The organism is Hungatella sp. SL.1.14, from assembly GCF_024460495.1.
Taxonomy (GTDB): Bacteria; Bacillota; Clostridia; order Lachnospirales; family Lachnospiraceae; genus Hungatella; species Hungatella hathewayi.
The window spans coordinates 161,438-182,591 of the sequence record NZ_JANFYJ010000009.1 but is presented as its reverse complement, the minus strand read 5'-3'; the positions used below and the strand labels follow the sequence as shown (position 1 = coordinate 182,591).

General features: G+C 47.1%; 20 protein-coding genes. 11 read left to right on the top strand and 9 right to left on the bottom strand.

What is annotated here, in order from left to right; translation table 11 throughout:
- Positions 1–2 precede the first annotated feature (2 nt).
- The 6 genes from NE473_RS12105 to NE473_RS12080 all read left to right on the top strand — a co-directional run bounded on the left by NE473_RS12105 (position 3) and on the right by NE473_RS12080 (position 8,856).
- Positions 3–983, top strand: coding sequence for a glycosyltransferase family 2 protein (locus NE473_RS12105; protein ID WP_055650385.1), 981 nt, complete (start codon positions 3–5; stop codon positions 981–983).
- Positions 984–2,203: 1,220 nt separating this feature from the next.
- The gene (gene rfbC / locus NE473_RS12100; protein WP_055650386.1) at positions 2,204–2,758 is read left to right on the top strand and encodes a dTDP-4-dehydrorhamnose 3,5-epimerase; all 555 of its coding nucleotides are present in this window, start codon (positions 2,204–2,206) and stop codon (positions 2,756–2,758) included.
- Between the two features lie 17 nt (positions 2,759–2,775).
- Positions 2,776–3,585 carry an ABC transporter permease gene (locus NE473_RS12095; RefSeq protein ID WP_006773854.1) on the top strand — a complete coding sequence of 270 codons (810 nt, stop codon included), beginning with the start codon at positions 2,776–2,778 and terminating at the stop codon, positions 3,583–3,585.
- A gap of 10 nt (positions 3,586–3,595) precedes the next feature.
- Positions 3,596–4,954, top strand: a complete 1,359-nt coding sequence (locus NE473_RS12090) for an ABC transporter ATP-binding protein (RefSeq protein ID WP_055650387.1) — start codon at positions 3,596–3,598, stop codon at positions 4,952–4,954.
- A gap of 1 nt (position 4,955) precedes the next feature.
- A complete protein-coding gene (locus NE473_RS12085) occupies positions 4,956–5,738 on the top strand; it encodes a class I SAM-dependent methyltransferase (protein WP_055650388.1) in 783 nt (260 codons plus the stop codon).
- Positions 5,725–8,856, top strand: coding sequence for a glycosyltransferase (locus NE473_RS12080; protein ID WP_055650389.1), 3,132 nt, complete (start codon positions 5,725–5,727; stop codon positions 8,854–8,856). Before NE473_RS12085 ends, NE473_RS12080 begins: the two co-directional genes overlap by 14 nt.
- Before the next feature lie 90 nt (positions 8,857–8,946).
- Here the strand turns inward: NE473_RS12080 and NE473_RS12075 are convergent, their stop codons facing one another.
- From NE473_RS12075 to NE473_RS12035, 9 genes are all read right to left on the bottom strand, one after another.
- Positions 8,947–9,801 carry an NAD-dependent epimerase/dehydratase family protein gene (locus NE473_RS12075; RefSeq protein WP_055650390.1) on the bottom strand — a complete coding sequence of 285 codons (855 nt, stop codon included), beginning with the start codon at positions 9,799–9,801 and terminating at the stop codon, positions 8,947–8,949.
- Positions 9,802–10,623, bottom strand: coding sequence for a sugar phosphate isomerase/epimerase family protein (locus tag NE473_RS12070; RefSeq protein ID WP_081034893.1), 822 nt, complete (start codon positions 10,621–10,623; stop codon positions 9,802–9,804). It lies immediately after the preceding gene.
- A gap of 20 nt (positions 10,624–10,643) precedes the next feature.
- Complete coding sequence (locus NE473_RS12065) at positions 10,644–11,111, bottom strand: VOC family protein (RefSeq protein WP_039893622.1); 468 nt, start codon at positions 11,109–11,111, stop codon at positions 10,644–10,646.
- Positions 11,112–11,184: 73 nt separating this feature from the next.
- Entirely contained in the window at positions 11,185–12,336 is a 1,152-nt protein-coding gene (locus NE473_RS12060; RefSeq protein WP_055650391.1) for a Gfo/Idh/MocA family protein, read from the bottom strand.
- 18 nt (positions 12,337–12,354) lie between these two features.
- The gene (locus tag NE473_RS12055; protein WP_055650392.1) at positions 12,355–13,077 is read right to left on the bottom strand and encodes an SDR family NAD(P)-dependent oxidoreductase; all 723 of its coding nucleotides are present in this window, start codon (positions 13,075–13,077) and stop codon (positions 12,355–12,357) included.
- Positions 13,078–13,090: 13 nt separating this feature from the next.
- A complete protein-coding gene (locus NE473_RS12050) occupies positions 13,091–13,963 on the bottom strand; it encodes a carbohydrate ABC transporter permease (protein ID WP_006771672.1) in 873 nt (290 codons plus the stop codon).
- A gap of 10 nt (positions 13,964–13,973) precedes the next feature.
- A complete protein-coding gene (locus NE473_RS12045) occupies positions 13,974–14,858 on the bottom strand; it encodes a carbohydrate ABC transporter permease (RefSeq protein ID WP_006771673.1) in 885 nt (294 codons plus the stop codon).
- 84 nt (positions 14,859–14,942) lie between these two features.
- Positions 14,943–16,388, bottom strand: coding sequence for an extracellular solute-binding protein (locus NE473_RS12040; RefSeq protein WP_055650393.1), 1,446 nt, complete (start codon positions 16,386–16,388; stop codon positions 14,943–14,945).
- Between the two features lie 17 nt (positions 16,389–16,405).
- The gene (locus NE473_RS12035) at positions 16,406–16,858 is read right to left on the bottom strand and encodes a VOC family protein (protein ID WP_050797749.1); all 453 of its coding nucleotides are present in this window, start codon (positions 16,856–16,858) and stop codon (positions 16,406–16,408) included.
- A 241-nt stretch (positions 16,859–17,099) separates the two neighbouring features.
- Between NE473_RS12035 and NE473_RS12030 the strand changes: the two genes are divergently transcribed.
- From NE473_RS12030 to NE473_RS12010, 5 genes are all read left to right on the top strand, one after another.
- Positions 17,100–17,957, top strand: coding sequence for a helix-turn-helix domain-containing protein (locus NE473_RS12030; RefSeq protein WP_055650394.1), 858 nt, complete (start codon positions 17,100–17,102; stop codon positions 17,955–17,957).
- 158 nt (positions 17,958–18,115) lie between these two features.
- The gene (locus NE473_RS12025) at positions 18,116–18,826 is read left to right on the top strand and encodes a nucleotidyltransferase family protein (RefSeq protein ID WP_022031744.1); all 711 of its coding nucleotides are present in this window, start codon (positions 18,116–18,118) and stop codon (positions 18,824–18,826) included.
- Positions 18,823–19,893, top strand: a complete 1,071-nt coding sequence (locus NE473_RS12020) for a GHMP family kinase ATP-binding protein (RefSeq protein ID WP_006771679.1) — start codon at positions 18,823–18,825, stop codon at positions 19,891–19,893. The genes NE473_RS12025 and NE473_RS12020 overlap by 4 nt, the downstream gene beginning before the upstream one ends.
- Before the next feature lie 23 nt (positions 19,894–19,916).
- Positions 19,917–20,501 (top strand): D-glycero-beta-D-manno-heptose 1,7-bisphosphate 7-phosphatase, encoded by a 585-nt coding sequence (gene gmhB / locus NE473_RS12015; protein ID WP_055650395.1) that lies wholly within the window; start codon positions 19,917–19,919, stop codon positions 20,499–20,501.
- 14 nt (positions 20,502–20,515) lie between these two features.
- Complete coding sequence (locus NE473_RS12010) at positions 20,516–21,151, top strand: D-sedoheptulose-7-phosphate isomerase (protein ID WP_022031742.1); 636 nt, start codon at positions 20,516–20,518, stop codon at positions 21,149–21,151.
- Positions 21,152–21,154: the final 3 nt, after the last annotated feature.

The window sequence follows — 21,154 nt, the reverse complement described above, 5'->3', positions numbered from 1 at the left end:
CTATGACTGCAGAAACGATGGAAATAAAACGCACAGTGGATGTAATTATTCCGGTTTATAAGCCGGATGCTGTATTTGAAACGCTTTTGGAGCGGCTGGGAAAGCAGAGTTATCCGATCCGGCGCATTATTATTATGAATACGGAACAGTCTTTCTGGAAAAATGAGGCTTACGAGGCTGTCCCGAATCTGGAAGTTCACCATGTGAAAAAGAGTGAATTTGATCATGGGGGAACGAGAAACAAAGGGGCGTCCTTTTCCGAGGCTGATATCATGGTATTTATGACGGATGACGCGGTTCCTGCAGATAGAGAGTTAATCGGGGAGCTGGTAAAGGGCTTGAGTTTAAGCGGGCCGGCTGGGGAACCGGCGGCGGTGGCCTATGCGAGACAGCTGCCAAACAGTGACTGCGCATTAGCGGAAAAATACACCAGATCTTTCAATTATCCAGACCAGAGCCGTATCAAGACGAAGGGCGATTTAAAAGAACTGGGAATCAAGACGTTCTTTGCCTCCAATGTCTGCTGCGCCTATGACCGGAAACTTTTTCTGGAAGCCGGCGGATTTATTAGCCGTACAATTTTTAACGAAGATATGATATATGCCGGCAATGCGGTCCTGGATCGGGGCCAGGCCATTGTCTATGCCGCAAAGGCCCAGGTGATCCACTCTCATAATTATGGCTGTATCGCTCAGTTAAAGCGTAATTTCGATCTGGCGGTTTCCCAGGCGGATCACCCGGAGGTATTCGAGGGAATCCGCTCGGAGAGCGAGGGAATCCGGCTGGTGAAAAAGACGTGCAGATGGCTTATGGAACAGAAAAAACCGTGGCTGATTCCCGGAGTGATTGTAAAAAGCGGATTTAAGTATCTGGGGTATCTTTTGGGGAAGCGGTATCGGAAGCTTCCGATTTGGATGATTATGAAAATTACGATGAATCGGGAGTATTGGAGAAGAGGCCAGGAAAATATATTGCGAAAATAAGTGAAATATACAATTAATAATTGTAAAAGAGCAAGGTATATGGTATTATAAAGATGGGTGCTGCCAAAACGGTAAGCGGTTCGCCTTTCGCCAAAATGAGTACATTTTGAGAACTTCCCGTATTTCCGGAGGTGATACATATGTGGAAAATAAAAACGAAAGGAAGAAATGATGTTAGGCATTGTTGTTGGAATTGTCGGTATCATTGTAACGGTTATTAGTATCATAGTGACGGTTATAAGTATCAGGCATACTGACAAAAAAGACAGGATAAATTGACATCAAAAAAGCAACCGCGCTGCTTGCCAAAGTAGTAGTTGCTTTTTTGAAGGTAACTATTGACAAAGGTGAACCGTTTGCAATGGCAGCACCTTTTTGTATTTACATTGTAACAGAGTAGATTGACGATGTCAAGAATTTAGAAAGAAAATTTGGCTTTTGGGGCAGATTGTAGGAAACATAAGGGAAGCAGTTTGCCTGGAACTGAAGACTTACTTTATCATGATAAGTGTATAGAATACAATTTACATTAAATAATGGTAAAAAGAGAAATGATGTTAGGCATTGTTGTAACGGTCATTAGTATTATAGTGACAGTTATAAGTATTAGACATACCAGCAAAAAAGACTGAAATCAAAAAGCAACCGCGTCTCTCCAAAGTTGTGGTTGCTTTTTGTTAAAGTAACTATAAACCAAGGTGAACCGTTTGCTATGGTAGCACCTTTTTATGCTTACATTGTAACAGAGTAGAATGGCGGTGTCAAGAATTTAGAAAGAAAATTTGATTTTTGAAGCAGAGTGTAGGAAACATGAGGGAAGCGATTCGTCTGAAGCTGAAGACTTTTTTTATCATGATAAGTGTATGGAATATGATTTACATTAAATGATTGTAAAAAAGTGAGGACATATGATAATATATAGGCGGGTGCTGCCAAAACGGTAATCGGTTCGCCTACAAAAAAGACTGAAATTAAAAAGCAACCGCCGCTCTCCAAAGTTGTGGTTGCTTTTTGTTAAAGTAACTATGAACCAAGGTGAACCGTTTGCAATGGCAGCACCTTTTTGTATTTACATTGTAGCAGAGTAAATTTCATCTGTCAAGATTAAGAGATACACGAATTCTCAGGTAAAATCCGCCATCCAGTGGAAATTTAAGCGGAGTTGTGATAGAATGCTACAAGACAAGAAATGACAAATTGAAGGTAAGGAGCATAAAAATATGGGAAAGATAAAAGTAACACCGTGTGGTATGAAAGGACTCTATGTGATTGAACCGACTGTATTCCCGGATTCCAGAGGCTATTTTATGGAGACTTATAACCAGAATGATTTTAAGGAAGCAGGACTTAATATGGTATTTGTGCAGGACAACCAGTCCATGTCTGTGAAGGGTGTGCTTCGCGGCCTTCATTTTCAGAAGCAGTTTCCGCAGGGCAAGCTGGTGCGGGTCGTTCGTGGAAGTGTCTTTGACGTGGCGGTGGATCTTCGTTCGGATTCTGAGACGTACGGCAAGTGGTTTGGCGTCGAGCTGACGGCAGAAAATAAAAAGCAGTTTTATATCCCGGAGGGCTTTGCCCACGGCTTTCTGGTGCTGTCTGATGAGGCGGAGTTTGCTTACAAATGTACGGATTTCTACCATCCGGGCGACGAGGGCGGAATTCTTTGGAGCGATCCGGAGATCGGTATCGACTGGCCGATCGAGGACGGTATGGAGTTGATCATTTCCGACAAGGACCAGAAGTGGAGCGGAATTCGGGATACATTTAAATTTTAACCGGAGAGGAGCGGACCATGAATTATCTGGTTTCCTTATGTAAAGAGATTGTACACAAGAGAAAATTGATTCTGGACCTGGCAAAGGCGGACTTTAAAAAGCGGTTTGTGGGTTCCTATTTCGGTATCGTGTGGATGTTCTTACAGCCGCTTGCGACGGTACTGGTTTATTTCTGCGTATTCCAGCTGGGATTTAAGAGTGTGCCTCCTGTGGACTACCCATACGTTCTGTGGCTGCTTCCCGGTATCATGCCGTGGTTTTACTTCAGCGAGGTGATGAACGCCGGGACAAACTGTCTGCAGGAATACAGCTATCTCGTTAAGAAAGTCGTCTTCCGGGTGGAGATTCTGCCGGTGATTAAGATGCTGTCCTGCATGATGGTCCATGGGATTTTTGCCATTATCATGATCGTCGTCTTTCTGGCTTACCGGATTCCGGTGAAAATCAGCTGGATACAGATTATTTACTATACGTTTGCCTGTTCCATGCTCTCTCTGGCGCTAACGTATTTTACCAGCGCCATCAATGTGTTCTTCAAGGATATGGCGCAGATCGTAGGGATTATCCTTCAGTTTGGTATGTGGATGGTTCCCATCATGTGGGCGCCGGAAATGCTTCCGGGTGCGCCGGAGTGGCTGGACAAGGTACTGAAATTCAATCCGTTCTACTACATCGTGGCCGGTTACCGCGACAGCATGCTGACCGGGGACGGATTCTGGATGCGTCCGACCCTGGGAGTCTACTTCTGGGCGGTGACTATTGTGCTGATGCTGATCGGACTGAAGGTATTTAAAAAGCTGCGGCCGCATTTTTCCGATGTACTGTAAGAGGCCCGAAATGGAGGATAAAAGAGCGGTGGAATCAAAGAATAGTGCGATTTCGGTAAAGGATGTAACAAAGATTTACCGGCTATACGACAAGCCCATCGACCGGTTAAAAGAGGCGATGAGTATTACCCATAAAAATTATCACAGGGATTTCTATGCGTTAAACGGGATTTCCTTTGATGTAAATAAAGGCGAGACGGTGGGAATCATCGGGACCAACGGTTCCGGTAAATCTACCATCTTAAAGATCATTACCGGGGTGCTGACTCCGACGACCGGCGAGGTGGAGGTGGACGGAGTGATTTCCGCCTTACTGGAGCTGGGTGCCGGATTTAACATGGATTACACTGGTATAGAAAATATCTTTATGAACGGCACCATGATGGGATTTTCCAAAAAGGAGATGGAGGCGAAGCTTCAGGATATTCTGGATTTTGCTGATATCGGAGACTTCGTCTATCAGCCGGTAAAAACGTATTCCAGCGGTATGTTTGTGCGGCTGGCTTTTGCGCTTGCCATTAATGTGGAACCGGAGATCCTGATTGTGGACGAGGCGCTGTCGGTAGGCGATGTCTTCTTCCAGGCCAAGTGTTATCGGCGCATGGAGGAGATACGGAAGAATGGAACCACCATTTTGATGGTGACTCACGATATGGGAGCCATTATCAAGTACTGCGACCGTGTTGTGGTGCTTAACAAAGGCAATTTCATCGCCCAGGGAGAGCCGGGTAAGATGGTTGATTTATATAAGAAAATTCTGGCTAATCAGATGGATGCGCTGGAGGAGGAACTGGTGGAACTTCGTTCTGATGAGTTAAGTGATTTCTCAGGAGACAGTGCGGCCGCCGGGCAGAGACAAAAAACGGAATCACACGGCGGTCTCATGAAGGAAAAGCTGACGATCAATCCCGCGAAGACGGAGTATGGAGACGGTCGGGCGGAGATCGTGGATTTCGGTCTGTTTGATGAGCGGGGCAACTTGACGAACCTGCTTTTAAAAGGCGAGATGTTTACCATTAAAGAGCGGATTCATTTCAACACCAGTCTGGATACACCGATTTTTACGTATACGATCAAGGATAAACGGGGAGCCGATTTGACGGGAACCAATACCATGTATGAATCGGCGGATGTGAAGCCGGTGAAGAATGGCGATGAGTATGAGGTGGAATTCAGCCAGAAGATGACGCTTCAGGGCGGCGAGTATCTGTTGTCCATGAGCTGTACCGGATTTGAAAACGGGGAACATGTGGTATATCACCGTTTGTATGATATTGCCAACATTACGGTAATTTCCAATAAGAATACGGTGGGCGTCTACGACATGGAGTCCGAGGTGAAGGTGGCCCTGAAACGAGGAGGAAAATGATATGGGGAACATCAGTTCCGAAGTGAAAGATCTTCTGATAAAGTATCACGGCGATACGAAGCTGGCAATGAAGGAAGAGCCGGAACTCAAGTATTTCCTTGCGCTGTCGGTTACCCGGGAAAATGTGCTGGAGTGGTTTGAGTTCAAGGAGGGGGCCTCTCTTTTGGAGGTCGGCTCCGGCTGTGGCGCGCTGACTGGCCTTTACAGCAGGCGGGTGAAGGAAGTGACCGTTCTGGACGAAGATTCCGAGGACCTGGAGGTAAACCGCCTGCGCCATGAAGCCTGTGGAAATATCTGTTATGTGAAGGGCAGCTTAGACACGTATGAAGGCGGTCTTTTTGATTACGTGGTGATGGCAGGTTCCTTAAAAATGCCGTATGAAGCGCAGATTAACAGGGCAAAATCGCTGCTGAAGCCGGGAGGAACCCTGATCGTAGCCGTGGACAACCGTTTGGGGCTTAAATATAAGTCGGGCGTAAAACCGGACGAGGCATGTCTGCTTAAGAATGAGCTGACAGAGCTTCTGTGTGGTTCATCTGACGGAAAAACCGGAACACTCACATATTACTATCCCATGCCGGATTACCGTCTGCCGGTAACCATTTATTCGGATGAGCATCTGCCGGTAAAAGGGGAACTGGCTCACGCGGTCCTCGCTTACGATTATCCGGAGTATATCCGGTTTGATCCGGGGAAATTTTACGATGAAATCTGTGAAGCCGGAGTGTTTGAAACGTTCGCAAATTCATTTTTAGCCATATGGAGCAGCTATGAAGAAGACTAAGTATATTAAATACAACAGGACCCGCCGGGAAGAGTTTCAGATACGTACCTGTATTGTGGAAGAGGACGGGAAGCAGTATGTAGAGAAGACGGCTTTAAACGAACCGGCAGTCGCTCATATTCGTTCAATGAAAGAGAAATACGACCGTCTGACCAGCCAGAGTCCGCTGGGAGTAGCTGAAGTGGCGCTTAGCGGAGATGGAAGGACCGCGCGTTTCGCCTTTCTGAAGGGTGAAACCATGGCTGAGATTCTGGGCCGCAAAATAATGGATGGACGAATCCCGGTGGCGGAACTGAAAGAAGCCATGGAACAGGTTCTGGAGGTTCGGGAAGGTTATTTAAAACCGTTTAAGAGGACGGATGAATTTATCGCCGTGTTTGGACAGTGTGCGGATGAGAGCGGAGAACTGGAGGCGGATGAGGCGTTTGATGCTTCCAACGTGGACTGCCTGTTCGAGAATATCATGGTGACGGAGTACGGCCCGTGCTGCCTCGACTACGAGTGGGTGTTCTTCTTCCCGATTCCCGTACGCTTTATCCGTTACCGCATGCTGTACTATTTTTACGAGCAGTACAGAAGCCTTTTGGGAGAGACGACGCTTCCTGAGTTTATGGTGAATTTCGGCATCCGTCCGGAGATGATTCCGGTTTTCGGAGAGATGGAACACCATTTTCAGGAGTATGTTCATGGAGAAAACCAGAAAATTTATCTGACGAATTATATGCACGACGTCCATATCATTCCGGAGGATATGAATGAGGTAAAACGGGCGGTTGAAAAACAGCGCCAGTGGGTGAAGCAGCTTCAGCTGGAGATCGAAGAAAAAGATTTATCGATTCGCAAGCAGATTGAGCTGAAACGCCTGACGGACAATCACGTGACGAATCTGGAAGTAATGATCGGCAATCTGCGCCAGGATAACGAGAACATGGCTCAGACCATAGCAGTTTTAAATCGCCACGAAGCGATTATTTTCAAGGTCAAAAGAAAGCTGGGAGAGAAATTTAATCAGAAGTTCCCGAAGGGAACCAGAAAGCGGAAGATCCTGGGATACGTGAAGAATACGTTTTGCCATCCGGTTGCTTCCTTCCGTTTATATACGACCCCGGAGGGCAGGAACTTGATTGAGGGCGATATGAAGATTGGAGAGGGCTACCGGATCCATGGAAAGCTTAAGTTCCGGGAAGAGAAGGAGCCGATGGTCTCCATCGTCATTCCGGTCTACAACCAGATCGACTACACGTACGTCTGTCTGGCTTCCATTTTGGAACATACCACGGATGTTGCGTATGAAGTAATTATAGCGGACGACGTTTCTACCGATGCCACCATGGAACTGGCGAAATTCGTGGAACACGTGACGATCTGCAGAAATGAGACGAATCAGGGATTTTTACGCAACTGCAACCAGGCGGCTAAGGCGGCCCGGGGCAAATATGTGATGTTCTTAAATAACGATACGCAGGTGACACCGGGCTGGCTTAAGAGTCTGGTGGATTTGATTGAGCGTGATCCGTCCATCGGCATGGTGGGCTCCAAACTGGTCTATCCTGACGGCAGGCTTCAGGAAGCGGGCGGTATCATCTGGAGCGACGGCTCCGGCTGGAACTATGGCCGGCTGGACGATCCGGATAAACCGGAATATAACTATGTGAAGGATGTGGACTATATCTCGGGCGCCGCGATCCTGCTGTCGAATGCGCTCTGGAAGCAAATCGGTGGTTTCGATGAGCGGTTTGCCCCGGCATACTGCGAAGACTCGGATCTGGCCTTCGAGGTGAGAAAGGCCGGCTACCGGGTGGTATACCAGCCGCTCTCTAAGGTAATCCATTTTGAGGGTATTTCCAATGGAACCGATGTGAATGGAAGCGGCCTGAAGCGGTATCAGGTGGAGAATTCGGAGAAACTGAAGGAAAAATGGGCGGAAGAGTTCAAAAAGCAGTGTGTGAATAATGGCAATCCCGACCCATTTCGGGCGCGTGAGCGGAGCCAGGGCAAGGATATTATTCTTGTGATCGATCACTATGTCCCAACGTATGACAGGGATGCCGGGTCCAAAACAACCTTCCAGTACTTGAAGATGTTCCTGGAAAAGGGGTATGTAGTCAAGTTCCTGGGGGATAATTTCCTTCATGAAGAGCCGTATTCCACGACGCTGATGCAGATGGGAATCGAGATCCTGTATGGCCGCGACTATCAGGTGAAAATCTGGGACTGGCTGAAGGAGCATGGCGATGACATCACTGCCGCCTATTTAAACAGACCTCATATTGCGGAAAAATACGTGGACTTTATAGAGGAACACACCAATATCAAGATGATTTACTATGGTCATGATCTCCATTTCCTGAGAGAGGGCCGTGAATACCAGCTGACTGGGGACGAAAAGAAGCGGGATGCGTCGGAATACTGGAAAGCCATCGAATTCCGCATCATGCGGAAGGCGGCGGTATCGTATTATCCGTCCTATGTGGAGCGCGATGCGATCCATATGATCGATCCCACAATCCGGGTAAAGGCAATTGTGGCCTATGTATTCGAGAAATTCTTAGAGTCGGTTCCGAACGACTTTGAAAAGAGGGAAGGTCTGTTGTTCGTAGGCGGCTTTGCCCATCCGCCGAATGCGGATGCGGTTCTCTGGTTTGCGCGAGAGATATATCCTAAAATCCGTGAAAAACTGGAGGTTCCCTTCTATATCGTCGGATCGAAGGTGACTGAGGAGATTCAGGCCCTGGAGCAGCCGGGAAACGGTATCATCGTGAAGGGCTTCGTCTCTGAAGAAGAACTCTCCGAGCTGTATCGTACCTGCCGGATCGTGGTAGTTCCCCTGCGCTACGGCGCCGGAGTCAAAGGCAAGGTCATCGAGGCGCTGTATAACGGTGCGCCTGTCGTGACAACCTCCATCGGTGCGGAAGGGATCGCGGAAGCCGAATCGGTGATGTGCATTAAGGACGCTCCGGAAGAGTTTGCCGAAGAGACGGTTCGGCTCTACCAGAATCCGGAGGCACTCCGGGAGCTGAGCCGGAAAACACAGAATTACATCCGCCGATATTACAGCGTGGATGCGGCGTGGAGTGTGGTTGAGGAAGACTTTACGAAGGAAACCGTGAAACGATAGAAGTTAAGGGAGTTCCTTGAAATGGAGGAGACGCTGAATCAGGCCCGCCCGGCAAAGGGGGCCTGATTCTTTTATCTGCAGTTCGCAATATTATGATACATAATCTCTCCAGTGGTGTACCGGCTGCCAGCCAAGAAGCGCTTTTGCTTTGGCGTTGGAATAGAGTGTTTCGTAACCAGCCAGATCGCCTCTGATGTCTGTAATATCCGGGAATACCTCCTGAATCAAATCACGGCTCTTTATGTCCATACAGTTGTCATCCGCCGCCAGATTCATGATATCGCAGCCTAAACCATCTCTTTCTACAGCCAGGCGGCATGCGGAGGCGATATCTCTTGCGTCTATATAATTCCAGACATTCAGAACCCTCTTATGGGGATCATGAATCCAGTCTTTGAAGTTTTCATACATCGGTTCGGTGATGATGTTACCCAGACGGAATGTGATAATCTGCATATGGTTTCGTCTGTGGATCCCTTCGGCCACTTTTTCGGCCGCGATCTTTCCGATACCATAGGAGTCCTCAGCAAGCGCCGGATGTTCTTCATCAACGGGAAAATACTGAGGGCGGAGATTATTTTTTGAGAAACAGAACCCGTACGCACTTTCACTTGATGCGATGACGGCTTTTTTAATCCCTAAATTGTCCGCTGCCTCCAGAATATGATAAGAGGCCAGAATATTATTCCCAAAGGTAACTTCACTCGTATAGATGCCGGGTCTTGGGATTGCCGCGAGGTGAACGACACCCATGGCGCCGGACAGAGCCGAATACACCTCACCTGCATTTGTCAGATCGACAATCAGATTCTCCTGTGCAGCCGATTCTTTTGGGACAGCTCTGTCGATCCCTACGACATGATAACCATGCTCTGCAAAATGTCTTGCAACATGGGGACCAAGTAGTCCTGCCGTACCGGTTATGATGATTTTTTTCTTACTCATTTACAGCTTCAGCCTCCTTTTTACGTATTCAATGCTTTCCAGATACTCTTTTTCAGAATGCAGATGTTCTATAATCATGGGCATATCCGGATTGTATCTGGCTGCAAGCTCTGCATATTTTTCCAGATTTATTATACCGCCGCCGCACTCCACTTCCCGGTACATCATCGTGAAATCCTGTTCGAGCAGAACGTCCTTAATATGGCAGCTCTTTATGTAACGGCCAAGTTTTTCAAAGACTTCCTCCATGAATTCCTCGTTGAAGAAGTACCGGTAAGGCGTGGTGATCCAGTTGAAGATATCCATATGAACGGCAAAACGGTCTCTTCCGACGTCTTCAATGAGATGCAGATACTCATCAGGACTGATCGGGTACATCCACGGCATCGGCTCTATGGTATAGTAAGTGTGTTTCGGAGCCGCCTCGTCGATGATGGTCTGAATGCTTTTTACTGTTTTTTTCCAGGTCTCTTTTGTGAAATTATCTTTATAAGCCCCATCCCAGCGTTCCCCCATTGAGCCCGCTACGTTGACGGCACAGTTTGCACCAATGGAATCGGCCAGCCGAAGCTGTCCCACAGCGTATTCTATGGCATCCGTTCTTACGTCTTCGAATGGTGATACCGGGTTTCGCCACACCCCGACTTCTGCAATCAGCAGATCGTGATCTCTGGCGGCTTTTACATAGCTTTGGACGAGGTCTTCCCCCTGTCTGTAATTGATTGGAAAATTTACACACCTGCAGCCGGCGGAGGCATTTCTCTGTGCCCATTCCAGAGGTGTGGCGTGTTCCAGTGCTGCTGATAAGCCTATTCGTATCATCTGATCCGGCCTCCCCCTGATTACTTTTTATAGCTTTCGAGAAGTTCCACAATACACTTTAAGTCTTTTTCGCCGTTCATATAGTTATATTCGCCGGATCCATCCCCGTATACGCCATGCTGTTCCAGACTTAAACCGAACGCCTCGCACCGGGCGATTGCCTCTTTCGAGTCCTTTACCTGAAAAGCCACGTGATGGATGCCTTCTCCTTTTTCATTCAGATAATTTCTCCATGTGGACGGCGCTTCGTTAGGCTGAATCAGTTCAAGCTGGAGCCCCGGTCCTACATCGAAGAATGCCATGAGGCAGCTCGCTTCGGGAGCCGGCTGGCCTTTGTAGACTGTCCCGGTTACGGCATAATCGCCAACCGGCTGAGTCGGAGGTACTTCTACCCCTAAGAACTGCGCCCATTTTTCTTTTGCAGCCTCAATATCCTTTACAATAAATCCTACCTGTGCAACTAAATTTGTTCCTACTACTCCACTCATGATTGGTTCTCCTTTAATTTTTATAATATGTTTCATTGATTCCTTTTAAGTGCCAGGGTGTCTGAAAATTTTCCTACAGCTCTCCCACGAAAAGACCGGGCTCTATCGGTTTTGGTATCTCACAGCTGGTAGTCATCTTACAGACGCAGTGCTCTCTTGCAGCAGTTATGATTCCGTCTATGACTTCTGTAATATGTCTTGCCAGCTCCGCGCTGGCTCTGTTTGGCCGTTTATGTTCAATCGCATATGCTAGGTCGAGTACGCCGAGCCCACGGGAATAATTGCTGACTCTGTGATAGAGTTCAGGCAGCTCATACATCTTTGCTTCACGCTGCCGGTATTCTTCGTTTTCCTGAAAAACCGTGTCGAGCACCTGTTCTTTGCGGTAAACGGAGGGGACTCCTCCGCCGAAGTTCGGATCTGGGTAGCTTATTGTGCCGTCGGTTCCATAGATTTCAAATTTCGGAAGACCAGACTGCCAGATATCGAAACTCATGTTCATACTCACTATAACACCTGATTTAAGATTCAGCACCGCACTGTAGTGCGTTGGAATTTCGACGTCAAGATACGTTCCAAACTGTGCTTTATTGAGAATTAAACGTTTGTCAAACCCTTTGCCGCAGAAGCCCGATACAGAGTCAACCGGGCCCAGCATAGAGACGATGGCCGAAAGGTAATAGCCCGCCATATCGTAAAGCGGACCTCCTCCTGCCTCATAGAAAGGGGCTGGGCAGGGATGCCACATCTCCACGCCGTGTGACATCATATTGGCTGTGACATAAAGCGGTTTTCCGATGATGCCGTCGCGAATATATTTGTTCATGCTCTGCAGACCGGATGACAGAAACGTATCCGGAGCGCTGCCTATCATCACTCCCTTTTCGCCGGCAAGCGTAATCAGTTCATCGGCTTCGGGCAGGTTCATGGCAAATGGCTTTTCCGTAAATAAGTGTTTGCCTGCCGAAAGTACGGAGAGATTGATCTGCTGATGAAATCGCGGCGGTGTTAAATTGACTGCTATCTCAATTTCGTCATCGGCCAGCAGCTCTTCTGTCCGGTATGCATGTTTAATACCGAATCTCTTTGCAGTTTCCCCGGCGCGATTAAGATCTGCGTCCGCGACTGCGTGTATTTCGAGATCGTGATAAATGTTCTGTATATCGGGAATGTAGGTATTGCTTATGCTGCCGCACCCGATGATGCCTATTTTATAAGTTCTCATAATCTTCCTTTTCCGCGGTCAGTGCGGCATGGCTTCCCCTTTATAGTTGATAAACGGTATTTCCAGTTTCGGGTCTGTCTCCCCCTCTATCACCTTATAGATGCCTTCTGCGGATTCTGATGAAGGGATCTGTGCGTTCTCCGCTCCCATAACCGTCTGCATTCTGCCCGGATGCATCATAAAGATTCTCACACCGAGTTCGGGGCGTTCATCATGCAGATAGTTGCGGATTTTCTGTGTATACATGTTCGCCGCGTATTTTGAGACTGAATACGACAGATAGTTATAACCGCCGGAACCAAGATAAGCAGCCTCGGAAGTTATATTAATGATGACCGGGCAGGAAGACTTGTAGAGGTAAGGCATAAAATACTTAAGAACAATCGCCATGCCCGTTACATTGACGTCTAAAGTTTTCCTGAATTTTGCAACATCAAGGTCAACAATCTCATCAATTTTGTCGTATTTTGAACCGAACAGCACACCTGCATTATTTACGATAAAATCAATCTGCTTGAATTTATCTGAAATTCTGTCCGCAGCATCACGGATCGCGGCCTCGTCTGTGATATCCGCAGCTATGATTGTCAGCTTTTCGCCGTATTGGGATTTTAGACCGGTTATGTTTTCTCCGGATGCATGGAGCACGATGGCGATCATGGTATTGCCTCTTAAAAGTCCCAGCTTTGTAAGCTCAAACCCTAATCCCATATCCGCTCCTGTTATAAGTCCTGTTGCCATATTACACCGCCTTTCAGTTATCTGATTCTCCAAATTTGAATACTTTAAACAGTACAAGAATAATTGCGAGTGATATCAAAAGCAGTATCCAGCCCATCGCACAGGCATAGCCCATCTTAAAGAAGCGGAAGGCGTTCTGATATAAATATAGTGAGTAGAACAGCGTTGCATTGCCGGGGCCGCCTTCTGTGATGATGAGTGGTTCGGCAAACCACTGGAACACGCCTATGATCAATGTCACCGTATTATAAAGAATCGTGGAACGCAAAAGCGGTATGGTGACAGATATTGTCTGGCTTATAAAACCCGCCCCATCAATTTCAGCGGCTTCATAAAGACTCGGATCAATATCCTGTAAGCCCGCAAGATAAATGATGACGGCATTTCCTATCGTCCATATCATGTAAAAGATAAAAGCCGGCTTCGCCCATGTACTGTTTGACAGCCACGCCGGTCCCGATATGCCGAAATATCCAAGTACTGTGTTAACAATACCACCTGACTGAAACATCCATATCCATAAAAAACAGGCTACGATTGTCGGGACAAGTGTAGGTATAAAGAATACAACTCTGAAAATTCCTGCGTGATGCAGGTGTTTATTGTTTAAAAGAATGGATACCGCTACTGCGACAATTGTGGTAACTGGAACACCGAAAATCAACATATAAACGGTATTGCCAAGTGCTGCTAAGTAACTCTTATCCTTAAAGAGATCAATATAATTCTTAAAACCGATAAAAACAGGTGCTTTAATTACTTTATATTCACAAAATGAATAATAAAGCGAACTCAAAATAGGATAAAGTGTAAATACTAAAAAGCCGATAATCCATGGCGATATGAAAAGTAATGCATTGCGAATGTCTTTTTTTCTATAGTCCATGTGCCCCTCCTTAACCTTTTATGCCGGACATGGTCACGCCCTGAATAAAATACTTCTGCAGTACAAAAAATAGTATCAGCACAGGCATAACGAGCATGGATCCCAACGCCAGAAGTACCGTCCACTGCGGATCAAGATTAGATTTTAACATGGAAGCAGCAAGCGACAGCGTGTAAAGTTTTTGATCCGAGAGAAAGATCAGAGGACCAATGTAGTCATTCCAGCTCTTCATAAATGCAAAAACGGCAACTGTTGCGAGTACGGGCTTGGCAAGTGGAAGGGTAAGCTGCCAGAATATCCTGAATTCTCCGGCGCCGTCTATTTTTGCGGATGCGGACAGTTCATTCGGTATCCCGATTAAAAACTGCCTGATCAGGAAAATATAGAATGGGGAGCCGAAAAAGCAGGTGACGGTAAGCGGTAAGAACGTACCGATCCAGCCCCACTTGTTAAACATGAGGTACAGGGGAACCATGGTGATCTGAAAAGGCAGAATCATGGTGATAATGACCAGTATAAATACCTTATCCCGTCCGGGCCACTTAATGCGGGAAAATCCGTAGGCCACCAGACTGTTAGAAATAAGAGAGCCGATCATATTAAAAAATACAATGATTAAAGTATTGTTTAAATACAAAAAAAACGGTATTTTTTCGAAAACTGCTTTAAAATTGGCTAAGCTGAAACTGTCCGGAAGCCATTTAAACGGTACTCTGGCCAGTTCCATGGTCGTTTTGAACGCGCCGAAGAACATAAAGGCAATTGGAGCGATAAAAGCAACTGAGATGAGGATCAGTATCGCGTACATTACAATTTTTCTTACGATTACGCCGGGAGAGTATTCAATGCTGTCGTATTTTCTTGTTTTAACGGAAATACCTGTTTTTTTTTCCATTTTTACACTCCTTACTTCTGCGGCAGGGCGGTTATTCACCGCCTGCCGCTTATCATCTGCGCAGCTGTTCAATCTGCGCGTCTGTTAATTTGCACTGTCAAGTGTGGCTTGCATTCTCTCCTGAAGTGCCTGCAGGGTAGAAGTAATGTCAGCACCGTTAAATACTATTTCCTGGCGCGCTTTCTGGAACTGGTCGGCAAGTTCTGTTGAAACGGAACACATGGCAGGAACTCCGTTTTCCGGATTGTTGGCGATCTCACGCTCCAGAGCATACATTGCATCGCCGTTCTTTGTGAGGCTGACGCCGTCAAAAGCAGCATCTGAACAGGGAATGGATCTCCACTGTGCAAAGTTGTCTTCCTGAATCGCAGGGCTGATACAGAATTTGATAAAGAATGCCGCAAGTTCTGCATTCTCAGAACCTTCGATGATTGCAAACGGGTTAGCGCCTAAGGTGGTTGCTTTTGCACGACCGTAATCAGGTGCAGGAACCGCTGTTACGCCCCACTCAATAGCATCACCGACTGTCAGTTTGATGGCATTGGCCATCCAGTTGCCGCAGAAATACATGGCTACTTTTTCCGTATAGAAAGGACACGAAGGATCGAATACGCCTCCGGCCGAGGTGCCCCATTCCTGAATCGTGGGTGCATATTTCTCGGAATATCCTTTTATCCATTCAAAGTATTGAATCATCTTATCTTCTGTAAGGTTAAGCTTATTGGTTGCAGGATCGTATACGTTTGTGCCGAATACGAACGGAATGTGGAAAGCATCGCCACTGGTATCACCGCCGTCGCCAATCCATGGAATCAGACCAAGTTGTTTGAATCCGCCTTTATCATCCGGTATGGAGAGAGCATCAGCCCAGGCGTCAAGTTCTTCCAGCGTTGTCGGAGGTGCTTCCGGATCAAGACCAGCCTCTCTTGCCAGTTTTTTGTTATAATACAGAAGATGCACGTTTGCATCCTGCGGTACCAGGTACGTCTTTCCGTCTACCTTAATGAGGTCATCAAGACCATCAAAGAAACTGTCGGGATCAATGCCTACTTTTGGGAGAAGGTCATCTACTGCCATAAAGGCGCCTTCAACCGCAAAAGAGTATACATCGATCGGCGAGTCGGAAATAATTAAGTCAGGAGCGTTGGTCCCGGAGGCCACTGCCGACATGAGAGCCCCATTTTTGATACCGGCGCCTTCAATCTGCTGGCGGGTGACATGGATACCGTTATCCGCGTACATTTCATTGAATAAGTCAACCCGGCTCTGATCCCATTCACCGGAACCGCCTGTAAATGCTGACCAGTAGACGAGTTCACCGGTAAGGTCCGTCTCCTCTTTTTCGATTCCGGCAAAAGTACCGGCTGCCGAATTTTCGCTGGCCGTTGTTTCAGCGGCAGCTTCTGTCTTTGCGGCTTCTGTGGCTTTCGCTGCTTCTGTGCCTGACGGTGTTGTACCCGAACTGCATGCCGCTAAGTTTGCAGCTGTTATTCCTGCGAGTGCTAAGGCTGCGATTTTGCGTAACTTCATAATTTTTCCTCCCTGATTTATAAGTTTTTGTCTTCTTTCACCTGGATAAAGGTACCGAATTTTTCTTTACTGTCAAATACCGTATAGTTGCCGCCTGTATATTCGCCATAGTGGCGGACCGGCATCCCGTTCTCTTCAAAATACTGGACAACCGGTTCTCTGTCTCTGGTCATAAATGCGATGTGATGGATGCCGTCGCCATTTTTATCCAGGAATTCCCGCCAGGAGCTGGGCTCGCTGTCTGGTTCCGTAATTTCCAGTACAACCTGTCCTAAATCAAATACCGCCAGTTTTGCTCTCGTATTTGTGGGCTGCCCTTTAAATTTTGTGTGTGCCTCACTCTCAGGCGGAACCGTAAATACATCCGGAACATCTACGCCGAAGAGTTCGGCATATGCCTTTGCAGTTTCCTCAATGTTTTTTACTACCAGTGCCACCTGACAGATGGTCTTTCCGTCAACAATCCCCATAATCATAGTCCTCCTTTTTGTCTGTAAACATTTTCGTGTACAATATACCCTGCGATATGTTACTATTAAGGATAGAAACATTGAAACAGTGTAAATATTGTGCGGTTCCCTTGTTCTTTTTATTTATTATGCGGTATTTTGCAGGGCGAAACCACTGAAATGTTGCGCAAAGTGCTGTCATATATTGCTGTGCTTGAGTATGGTGTGGTGAATATTACATGATAATGCAAAGGAGAAGAAGATGCTTCTTAGTGAATATTATGAGAATTTGAGCTTTAATCACGGACTTATGGTTAATATTTCTTATGCCGGCATTCCAACGGATTTTCCGCTGCATTGGCATACGTTTGTCGAAATTATGATAAGCTTTGACGGGAGTTTTGAGCTGGGACTCGGATATGATACCTACCAGATGGAAAAGCTTGATGTGGCAGTCTGCTATCCCGGGGTTCTCCATTCCATCAAATCAAAGGGGTGTGAAAAAGAGCTGCTGATTGTTCAGTTTCCGTTTGAACTGATAACGAATATGAAGGAATTCAGCTGCATGTCTTACAGACTTACGCAGATGCAGATCATGCGCGCCTGCGAATCAGAAGAACAGATACTTTTGATGAAGGATATTTTTATCCATATGAGAGATGTATTTTATTCTGATCTTCCATTTAAAGAAGTGATTTTATATACGGATTTATTATCAATATTTATACATTTGGGAAATCGCTGTTTCAGTGAGATGAAGGAGGCTGCTGCGGATCCCTGCAATGCAAAAACGACGGAGCTGATAGCGGAAGCCTGTTTTTTTATCGCCAGAAACTGTACTGAGCCTCTCGAACTGGAGACTGTGGCAAAGCATGTAGGGTTCTCCAAATATCACTTTGCGCACACGTTTAAAAAGTATGTGAATATGACTTTTTTAGAATTTCTCACGACTGAGAGAATCAAAAAAGCAGAGATACTGCTTGCCGACCCGAACATATCAATAACCGAAATTGCCATGCGTACGGGGTATACGAATCTCTCTACTTTTAACCGGACTTTCAAGATCAACAAGGGCTGTACGCCAAGGGAATTCAGAAATAAGGTTCATCGGCTCGACTGAGGAATCTTCCGGGGACTGGCCGATCTCACGCATCTGTTTTTTCAACATTTTTATTTCAAAATCCTTAAGATGGTGGATTGTTCCCCGCAATCTATGGTATAATGTGATGCAAAATGGATTATTATGCATATTTTTAAATAACAGGAGGAAAACAGACGATGCAGGCAGTATTACTGGCAGGCGGGCTGGGAACCAGACTTCGTTCCGTGGTGGCTGACCGTCCAAAGCCCATGGCGTTAATCGGGGATAAGCCATTTATGGAGTATGTGGTGCGGGAGTTAAAAAACCATGGAATCACGGAGATTATATTTGCTGTTGGATATAAAGGCTCTATGGTGGAAGAATATTTTGGTGACGGGGCGCGTCTGGGAATCAGAGTTTCCTATGCTTACGAGGAAACTCTGTTAGGTACCGCGGGCGCCATTAAGAATGCAGGACGCCTGGTGACGGACGACCGCTTTTTTGTATTGAATGCGGATACCTTCTACCAGATTCCATACGGCCGTCTGGTGAAGATGAGCCGGGAAAAGAATCTGGATATGGCGCTTGTGCTGCGGGAGGTGCCTGATGTGTCGCGGTATGGCCGGGCTGTTCTGGAGGGAGAGCGTCTGACCGCGTTTGATGAGAAGACAGAAGAGGCCTGTCCGGGGACGATTAACGGCGGGGTTTATTACATGAAACGGGCCCTTCTGGACGAGATCCCGGAGGGAAAGGTTTCCCTGGAGCATGATATGATTCCGAAGTGGCTTTCCAGCGGGGATAAAGCTCTGGGAGGAATCGTGAACGACGGGTATTTCATTGATATCGGTGTTCCGGAGGACTATTACCGTTTCATTGACGATGTAGAGAAAGGGGCAGTAACTGTATGATAATCAGAGGAAGAGCACCGCTTCGGGTCAGTTTTGGGGGCGGAGGCACAGATGTGGCGCCGTTCTGCGTAGAACAGGGCGGTGCAATCATTGGAAGCACGATCAATAAGTACGCGTATTGTTCCATCGTTCCCAGAAATGACGACCAGATCATCGTCCATTCCCTGGATTTTGATATGACGGTGAAATACAATACAAAGGAAAACTACGTGTATGATGGCCGCCTGGATCTCGTAACGGCCGCATTGAAGGCCATGGATATCAAACAGGGGTGCGAAGTCTATCTGCAGTGTGACGCGCCCCCGGGATCGGGGCTTGGAACGTCTTCCACGGTTATGGTAGCGCTCTTAATCGCCATGGCAAAATGGAAAGGCGTTTACTTAGATGGGTATGCCCTGGCTGATCTGGCCTACCAGGTGGAACGGGAAGATCTAAAGATTGACGGCGGCTATCAGGATCAGTATGCGGCTACTTTTGGCGGGTTTAATTTCATCGAGTTCCATGGACGCAATAACGTGGTGGTTAATCCGCTGCGCATTAAGAAAGAAATTATCCATGAACTGCAGTATAATTTACTGCTGTGTTATACGGGGAATATTCACGTGTCTGCCAATATTATCAAGGATCAGGTAAAGAACTACGAAAAGAAGGACGCGTTTGATGCCATGTGCGAGGTAAAGGCCCTGGCTTATGCTTTAAAGGACGAGCTCTTAAAGGGAAATTTATACAGCTTTGGCAAACTCCTGGATTATGGCTGGCAGAGCAAGAAGCGTATGAGCAGTAAGATTACTACACCACAGATTAACGAGCTTTATGATGAGGCGCTGAGGGCCGGCGCTCTCGGAGGAAAGCTGTTGGGTGCCGGAGGCGGTGGATATCTTCTGGTATACTGTCCTTATAATGTGCGCCATAAAGTGGCAGCCAGGCTGGAGGCGGCGGGCGGTCAGCTGACGGACTGGAATTTCGAACTCCGGGGTGCCCAGGCGTGGGTCACGGATGAAGAACGGTGGAATTACGACAGTGTCAAAGTCCATATGCCCAACGGAGATTACACATTTAAATTATAATACAGATTACAGGAAGATGATGCATGGACAGAGTGATATTTTTAGACCGGGATGGAACCATTAACGAAGAAGTGGAGTATTTGCACAGGCCGGAAGATCTAAGGTTTCTTCCCGGAGTCGGAGACGCGATCAGACGCCTGCGGGAGAATGGATTCGCTGTCGTCGTGGTGACGAATCAGGCCGGAGTTGCAAGAGGCTATTATAAGGAAGAGGATGTAATCCTGCTTCATGAGTATATGAATGAACGGCTAAAAGAGCAGGGCGCCTTCATCGACCACTTCTTCTACTGCCCTCATCACCCGGTTCACGGAATTGGAAAATATAAGACTGCATGTCACTGCCGCAAGCCGGAGACCGGAATGTTTCTCATGGCGGAGCAGTATTATCAGGTGGATAAGACACACTCTTATATGGTCGGCGATAAGCTGTTAGATGTAGAAGCCGGCCATAATTACGGGATAAAATCCGTGCTCGTGGGAACCGGATATGGCGCGGAGACTGCGGCGGAGATGACTGAGGAAGAGCAGAAGAAGGCGTTCGAACATTACTCTCCGGATCTGCTGTCTGCAGCGGAATGGATCATCGGAGAACAGAGCGGCTCATTATGAGGAGGAACGATAAGATGGAACCTATGAAGTATTTAGAGGAACTGGTGGAGCGGTATCCGGTACTTGATGTGGTAAAAGACGATGTGCTAAGTGCCTACAAACTGTTGGAGGGCTGCTATGCACAGGGCGGAAAGCTGCTGATTGCCGGAAACGGCGGAAGCTGTGCCGACTCGGAACACATTGTCGGTGAACTGATGAAGGGCTTTGTCAAGCGGAGAGCGGTACCGGATTCCTTTGCTGAAAGCTTAAAAAGCGTCGATGCGGTACGGGGAACAGAGCTGGCTGGTAAATTGCAGGGCGGCCTTCCTGCCATCGCATTAACCGGTCATGCGGGCCTCTCCACCGCTTATTTAAATGACGTGGACGGTGATCTGATCTTTGCCCAGCAGACATACGGATATGGAAAGCCGGGCGATGTGCTGATGGGAATTTCTACTTCAGGCAATGCAAAAAATGTAATGTATGCACTGACTGTTGCGAAGGCTCTTGGCATGAAGACCATTGGACTGACCGGAAAAGACGGCGGAGCGCTTAAAAGAGAAGCAGATACCGCGATTGTCGTGCCTGAGACGGAGACATTTAAGATTCAGGAGCTGCATCTTCCTGTTTATCACGCCCTGTGCCTGATGCTGGAAGAACGCTTTTTCTAAATA